A 5,835-nucleotide genomic window follows, 5' to 3' on the forward strand; every position below is an offset into this window, starting at 1 on the left:
GATTTATGAAAAGGATCATGAAAGGGCTAATGCTGGTAAAGAAATAGAGGGCGATATTGTAGCCTGGAATCGTTTTGAAATTCAGTGCCGCCGGGATCGGGCTCAAGCAATGGCTATATATTTGCTTAATAGTGAAGGGGATTACTGCAGAACACTATCTGGAGTGATTCGAAATTATATCAATTTTAGAGTTAAGCAGCCTACAATGCTTAGCAATAAATCGATGTGGCCATTGTGTAAGTGGTGGTCGAAGTATTTAGGAGATGTAGAAAAATTAAAACTAACCATGCAGGCACCGGATCGTACAATTGAGCGGACTAAAGGGTGGTTAGATAAACAGGTTGCTCCTGCCTTGGGAATGATGTTTTATGCATACGGATCCGATATGGATTTGATTGTAGATTTTTTGAATGATGGAATGGATAGAATGACACCAGAACAAATTCGTCTGGCTGATGAATACCGTGAAACGTTGGAACAGATCGCAGCTGACAGAGAATGGGACAAGCTTGCAGAAATGAATGCGTATTTGAATAGAACGGTTCGCGAAGCATCTTTTGAACAAAGAAAAATCGCCTACCCGGATATGGTAGACGACTTTAGCGAAGATAAAAATTGACTAAAGCAATTATATTATAATTGTGAATAAAAATAAATCCGCTGCAAACCGAAAACCATATTTTTCCTAGGACAGGTTGTAACATAGACCTGTCTTTTGTTACGCTCAAAAGAAAAAAAAGGATGAATATGGTACAAAAGAGGGATGTAATGGGTCGCAAGCGATTGCCCGAAGGAACTAGAAAAAAAGATCTAATTAAGACAATAATAGTAAAAGTCCCAATAGAGATATATATGGAAATTGAGAAAAAAGGCTTACCTTCCGACATTTTACGACAAGATGCGCTAAATAAATACAAAATTAGCGATTGCTAGATTTTGATTTTTTTTTTATGCTGTTAACAGAACAAATTTTCTCGCATGAGCGAATTTATGTTCGTATAAAAGGAGGAATAATACATATGTTAAATCCAACTATGGCCAAAGAGTTTTTGTTCAAAGGTTCGAACTCTGGCACATCCAGAAAATCCGGAAAGCCGTACTCCATGATCGAACTTCATGATGTCGCGAGTTTAGAAAACACAAATTTTTTCTTGGAACCTGATCAAGTTGTAAATACGGAAGGGATCAAGTTCAAAGACAAAGTGGAAGCTACGCTTGAAATGACAATTCAGAATGGTCGTCCTGGTTTCAAGCTGATTGCTTTAGCTAAAAAGTAATGGCGATCTATGAGGATACGCCGGAAAATGTACAAGACATGGATACGGCTGCCGACCCATCTGTACAACCTGCGCCAGAAGTTATGGTCACGCCCGATCAAGCAGCTGCGGCGGAAACTGGTACAGACTATCAAGCGTTAATTGTGAAGCTAGACGACCTACAGCAGGTTATGGTGGAAAGTAGTTCAGCAGATCAACAATCAATGTACTTAATAACTGCTGTGCTTTGCCTGGCTGTGGGACTAATGATTGGGTATATCGCGGTGAGGGGGTTTTTTGACAATTGGACTCAGCACAGTTAGTACAAGAAGCGTTTCAATTTGTCGGAATCGGAATCATGTCAGCGGTCACCATATATGCGGTGCCTTACATCATATCGTGGGGTATTACGCGAGTATTCAAAATAGTAAATTAACTGGAGGGAATTACTTTGGGAGCTGTAAAATTTGATGGTGCTGCGGTTGTTACTGCGGTTACAACTGCTGTAACTGACACATTGCAATTGATGATGGATCTCTTGCCACTTGGATTGACTATTTTCGCGGCAGGATGGGGTATCAAAAGAGCAATGAAATTCTTCAAAGGTACAACGAACTAATATCAAACCACAAAGGGCGATCTCTCCGGAGACGCCTTTTTGTTTAGGAGGTTAATCATGATATCTCTATATACCGGATCAGTAGGCAGCGGCAAAAGTTACCATGGTACACAGTTGGGCCTGGAGTGGATCAAGCGGAAGTATGTTATTGCCAATTATCCGATTAAGCCACCGAAGCGCATTTTTCCGTGGCAGCGTGCTAGGGTTGAACGTGAGATGGAACGCTGGATTTTTGAAGAGGAAATCACGCCAGAGTATTTGATTGCGAAGTCCATTGAAATGGGGTTCATGGGCAAAGAGTCATCGTGTCTCGTCCAGATCGATGAGGCAGGGATCATATTCAACGCTCGCGATTGGCAGTCAGCTGCCGCAGTCAGAACCAAGTGGATCAAGTTTTTGAGCCAGTCCCGTAAGTTCGGTTATGACTTTGTCTTCATTGCCCAATCGGATCGGATGATCGATAAGCAGATCCGTGGTCTGGTCGAGTACGATGTAAAACACCTGAAGGCGAATAACAGTATCATGTTCTCGTTTCTCTCACTCTTCAGGATCACCATGTTCATGTACATATACAAATGGTATCACACCAAAGTCAAAGCCAATTTGAGATTTGGACGTTATAGGAAGTCTATTGCAGATCGTTATGACACAATGCGTACCTTTAACCTGGAAGAGCTCACCCTTGAAATTGAAAAGATGTATGACGGTGCAGTTGTTCCCGCGCCTGTAGCTGTCCAAATTGCAATCTGGAAGGACGAAATAGAGAAGAAACGGCAGGAAAAACTAGCAGCACAGGAACAGGAAGAGGAAAGCATTGGGGCTGACGGTGGGGGTCAGGGGGTCCCCACCGGCGGAACCGATGCTCCCGAACATCTGGAGGTGGATGCAAGTTGACATACCGTATCCACTCCTTTTTGTCACCCAGACGTTTAGGCCGTCAGCTGTTGGCATTGGTAATCTGTATTGTGCTAATTTTCGAGTTGGCTGTGCCCAGGGCAAACGCATTTTTCCCAGCTCTTGTCTTGGGAGGTATGGCGCTTGGTGAAGCCATGTATACCTTGGCTGCCATTGGTGTAACTGGGTACGGGATGTATCAAATTGCAGATCATGTATGGGATGATGTCCGGTCGGCTGCTCCTAGGGTTAAGGCGGCATGGAACTCACTCAGTGCCACTGCAAAGGCATCATGGGCAACACTCGAAGAAGCTACGGTCAATGGTACTGCATCTGTGCTCCTTACGGCTCAACAATGGATCGATGCGGCCAAGGCTGGGATATTGTCCATCACAGGTTCAACCACTACCATTCCGGCATTTAACTGGCCGGGGGCAAACTACAAATTTAGGTTGGGTTCATCTGGTGTGCTGGATGCATCTTGGATTGCGTCCTACAGTATTATGACGTTTAGCATCAACGGTAGTACGTTTTACCTTGTCCCATCTGAAATTGATAAGGATGGATATGCTACACAAAATGGAATTTATGCACGTGTAGCCTACGATTGGGTTATGGGCGTAGAGGGCGGAAGCGCTGTTATTAATTACACGATGCCCGGAGGGGCTACAACATTTAACCGTGAGAAGCTTGTTGTTTCTGTTACATCAAGTATTAAGGGCCTTCCTAATACTTACACTGATTACTCCATAGCCAGTGATGGATTTATGTACGATCGTTATAGTAGTATTCCTGCTGGACTGGGATTTGTGTACGGCAACTGGAACGATGTACTTCGTGGCTTCCAGGACTCCGTTTTGGCTTACAAAATGTACATGCAGATGGTGTATGGAGGTACTGCGGTATCGGCTCCGGCTATGCCAGGTATCCCGGCGATCAACAAGGAATGGGATGCAACGAAGCCTGTCGCGATTCCTGTTCCACCTGGTGCGATCACGTACCCACAGACAGGGACTAAGGTCGGTACACTTACGTTGACAGCCGAGCAGATCAAGACCATGACTGCTGAAATGGCTAAGGCTGCTAACCCTTCGCTTCCTGGCGAACCAGGAACCGGCAATCCACCCAAAAACGATTGGGACAAGACACTCGGACAAGTCGTGACAACACGTTTTCCGTTCAGCTTGCCCTGGGACGTGTTCGCTGTACTCTCGATCCTCAACGCGCCGGCAAAGACACCGCATTTCAAGGTTGATGAGAAATACATGGGTATGTCATTTAAGTTTGATTACAAGATGGATTATCTCGATCCGTACATGCCCTGGTTTAGAGGGATCGTCATAGCTGCATTTGCTCTCTGGCTGATCATGTCCACTCGTAACCTCTTAGGTGGTGCGAAATGATCGGCAACATTATAGACAGCATTCTCGACTGGCTGACGACTATGGCAAAGGCTGTGCTCCTGCTTTTACCGGAGTCACCTTTTGCCAGTCTGAAATTGGCAACCATGCCAGGCTTCGCGGATGTTATGGGGTGGATCAACTACTTCGTACCGATCGGGCCGATGCTCACTCTTCTGACTAGCTACCTGGGCTGTGTGGCCATTTGGTACGGCGTACGTTGGGTTCTACGTTTAGCGCAGTATATCGACTAGGAGGGGCGTTTCATGATGGATACAATTTTCTTGTTGGTGCAGGCTGCCACTGTTATATTCTTCACTCTAACCTTTGATCTGTTGTAAGAGAGGCCACAGTAAGCCGTCAAGGGCGCGAAGCGATGAAATGAACCCTTTACGAGCGGATCGACCAGACAACCCTATAAGCCTGTCCTGAACCCTGCGTTCAGGACCCTGCCACCCGGCGAGGGAAAATGGATTCTAAAGGTGATAACCTTTAGCTGCCAGAGGCATATTTTTCCTTTACTAAAGGTAACTTGCGTGCTAGAATAAAGGTAACCTAAAAGAAGGCGAGGTAACTTCTACTATGTCACTTAAAAATCTCCAAGAAGTAGAACGCGATCTTACCAGACAAAAGATTGATTTACTCGAAACCATGAATAATTTTCTTTATGTGCATCGTGATGCCTTTGATGCTCCAGAGTACAAGGAAATGTCTAAAGATTACGGTAGGATATCGAGAGAACTCGATAATGTTCAAATACAAATCAGTAATGTTCAACCGAAAATCGGTCGGCCGCAGATCGGTGTCGGCAAGCCAGTTAAAATAACTTTGCCAGAAGATGACTGGAAGAGGATTGAAGACATAATTAATCACGGTCACGCTTTGTCTTTTGCCGATTATTTCAGGCAGCTGCATCAAAATCAATAAAGGGGCTGACTACAAATGCCATTTAATGAATGGCCGTTATGGCTGATATTGTTTGCTATTTTTCTTCTCCCGGGCTTTCTCTTTAACACGTATACGGCATTTGGTAGGGTGTTCAGTGCAGTGAAAAATTTGTTTCGGAACTAATAAAAATGGGAAAATGAGCAGGTGATTTTATGAGCGATGGAACGAAAGCACCCCCGTCCACTAACAGGGGGGTGCAATCTAAATCCCAAAGTACGCTCCGCGCCTGTGTGGACTGGGTTCAAGTCACTTTTCAAACTGTAACGGACATCCGGAAAATTTGCGACATTTTGGGCTTGGATATCATTCATTTCGGGTTCGAATCATCAGGCAAATTTGGTTATAAATCCCAAAAACTTTTTGGGCATATACATATTATGTATGATCATCGGAATGTTCCAGGCTTTCACGTCATGATGACTGGGCAAGGTTGCCGTGAGTTTGAGACTTTGAGCACGAAGGATTGGAAACAGTTCGTACAGGATGCTTTTGCTGAAGGTGGTAATTTTACACGTTGGGATGCTGCAATCGATGATATAGCTGTAGAGGATGAAAAACCGTATTTTACAGTAGATATGCTTTACCGGAAAGTTAAAGAAGGCGCTGTAACTTCGATGTTTAAAAAGGGGAAGAAAATCGAAGGTTTTGAAATAGAGGACGGATCATCTATTGGTGAGACTCTCTATTTTGGTAGAGAACAATCTGATGTTCAGATAAG

At 44.3% G+C, this 5,835-nt stretch carries 8 protein-coding genes; all 8 read left to right on the forward strand.

All coding sequences use genetic code 11. From position 1 onward, the window contains the following. The coding region (locus NKT06_RS31570) for a replication initiation factor domain-containing protein (protein WP_253443023.1) at positions 1-619 on the forward strand (619 nt) is incomplete at its 5' end. Positions 620-1,019: 400 nt separating this feature from the next. Then, positions 1,020-1,277 carry a hypothetical protein gene (locus NKT06_RS31575; RefSeq protein ID WP_253443025.1) on the forward strand — a complete coding sequence of 86 codons (258 nt, stop codon included), beginning with the start codon at positions 1,020-1,022 and terminating at the stop codon, positions 1,275-1,277. Positions 1,278-1,707: 430 nt separating this feature from the next. Next, positions 1,708-1,875: a hypothetical protein gene (locus tag NKT06_RS31580; RefSeq protein WP_253443027.1), complete on the forward strand. Its 168-nt coding sequence runs from the start codon at positions 1,708-1,710 to the stop codon at positions 1,873-1,875. A 57-nt stretch (positions 1,876-1,932) separates the two neighbouring features. Continuing rightward, entirely contained in the window at positions 1,933-2,769 is an 837-nt protein-coding gene (locus tag NKT06_RS31585; RefSeq protein ID WP_253443029.1) for a zonular occludens toxin domain-containing protein, read from the forward strand. Further along, a complete protein-coding gene (locus NKT06_RS31590) occupies positions 2,766-4,172 on the forward strand; it encodes a hypothetical protein (protein WP_253443032.1) in 1,407 nt (468 codons plus the stop codon). Before NKT06_RS31585 ends, NKT06_RS31590 begins: the two co-directional genes overlap by 4 nt. After that, on the forward strand, positions 4,169-4,423 hold the full coding sequence (locus NKT06_RS31595; RefSeq protein ID WP_253443036.1) for a hypothetical protein: 255 nt from the start codon (positions 4,169-4,171) through the stop codon (positions 4,421-4,423). Before NKT06_RS31590 ends, NKT06_RS31595 begins: the two co-directional genes overlap by 4 nt. A gap of 328 nt (positions 4,424-4,751) precedes the next feature. Then, positions 4,752-5,096: a hypothetical protein gene (locus tag NKT06_RS31600; protein WP_253443039.1), complete on the forward strand. Its 345-nt coding sequence runs from the start codon at positions 4,752-4,754 to the stop codon at positions 5,094-5,096. Positions 5,097-5,269: 173 nt separating this feature from the next. Next, positions 5,270-5,835: replication initiation factor domain-containing protein (locus NKT06_RS31605; RefSeq protein WP_253443042.1), on the forward strand; the 566-nt coding region annotated here is incomplete at its 3' end.

Origin of the sequence: Paenibacillus sp. 1781tsa1, assembly GCF_024159265.1 — a bacterium.
Taxonomy (GTDB): Bacteria; Bacillota; Bacilli; order Paenibacillales; family Paenibacillaceae; genus Paenibacillus.

What these genes read in the sequence shown, in the direction of transcription:
- NKT06_RS31600 (WP_253443039.1), top strand. Translation starts at nt 4,752, where the DNA reads ATGTCACTTAAAAATCTCCAAGAAGTAGAACGCGATCTTACCAGACAA.
- NKT06_RS31575 (WP_253443025.1), top strand. Translation starts at nt 1,020, where the DNA reads ATGTTAAATCCAACTATGGCCAAAGAGTTTTTGTTCAAAGGTTCGAAC.
- NKT06_RS31585 (WP_253443029.1), top strand. Translation starts at nt 1,933, where the DNA reads ATGATATCTCTATATACCGGATCAGTAGGCAGCGGCAAAAGTTACCAT.
- NKT06_RS31595 (WP_253443036.1), top strand. Translation starts at nt 4,169, where the DNA reads ATGATCGGCAACATTATAGACAGCATTCTCGACTGGCTGACGACTATG.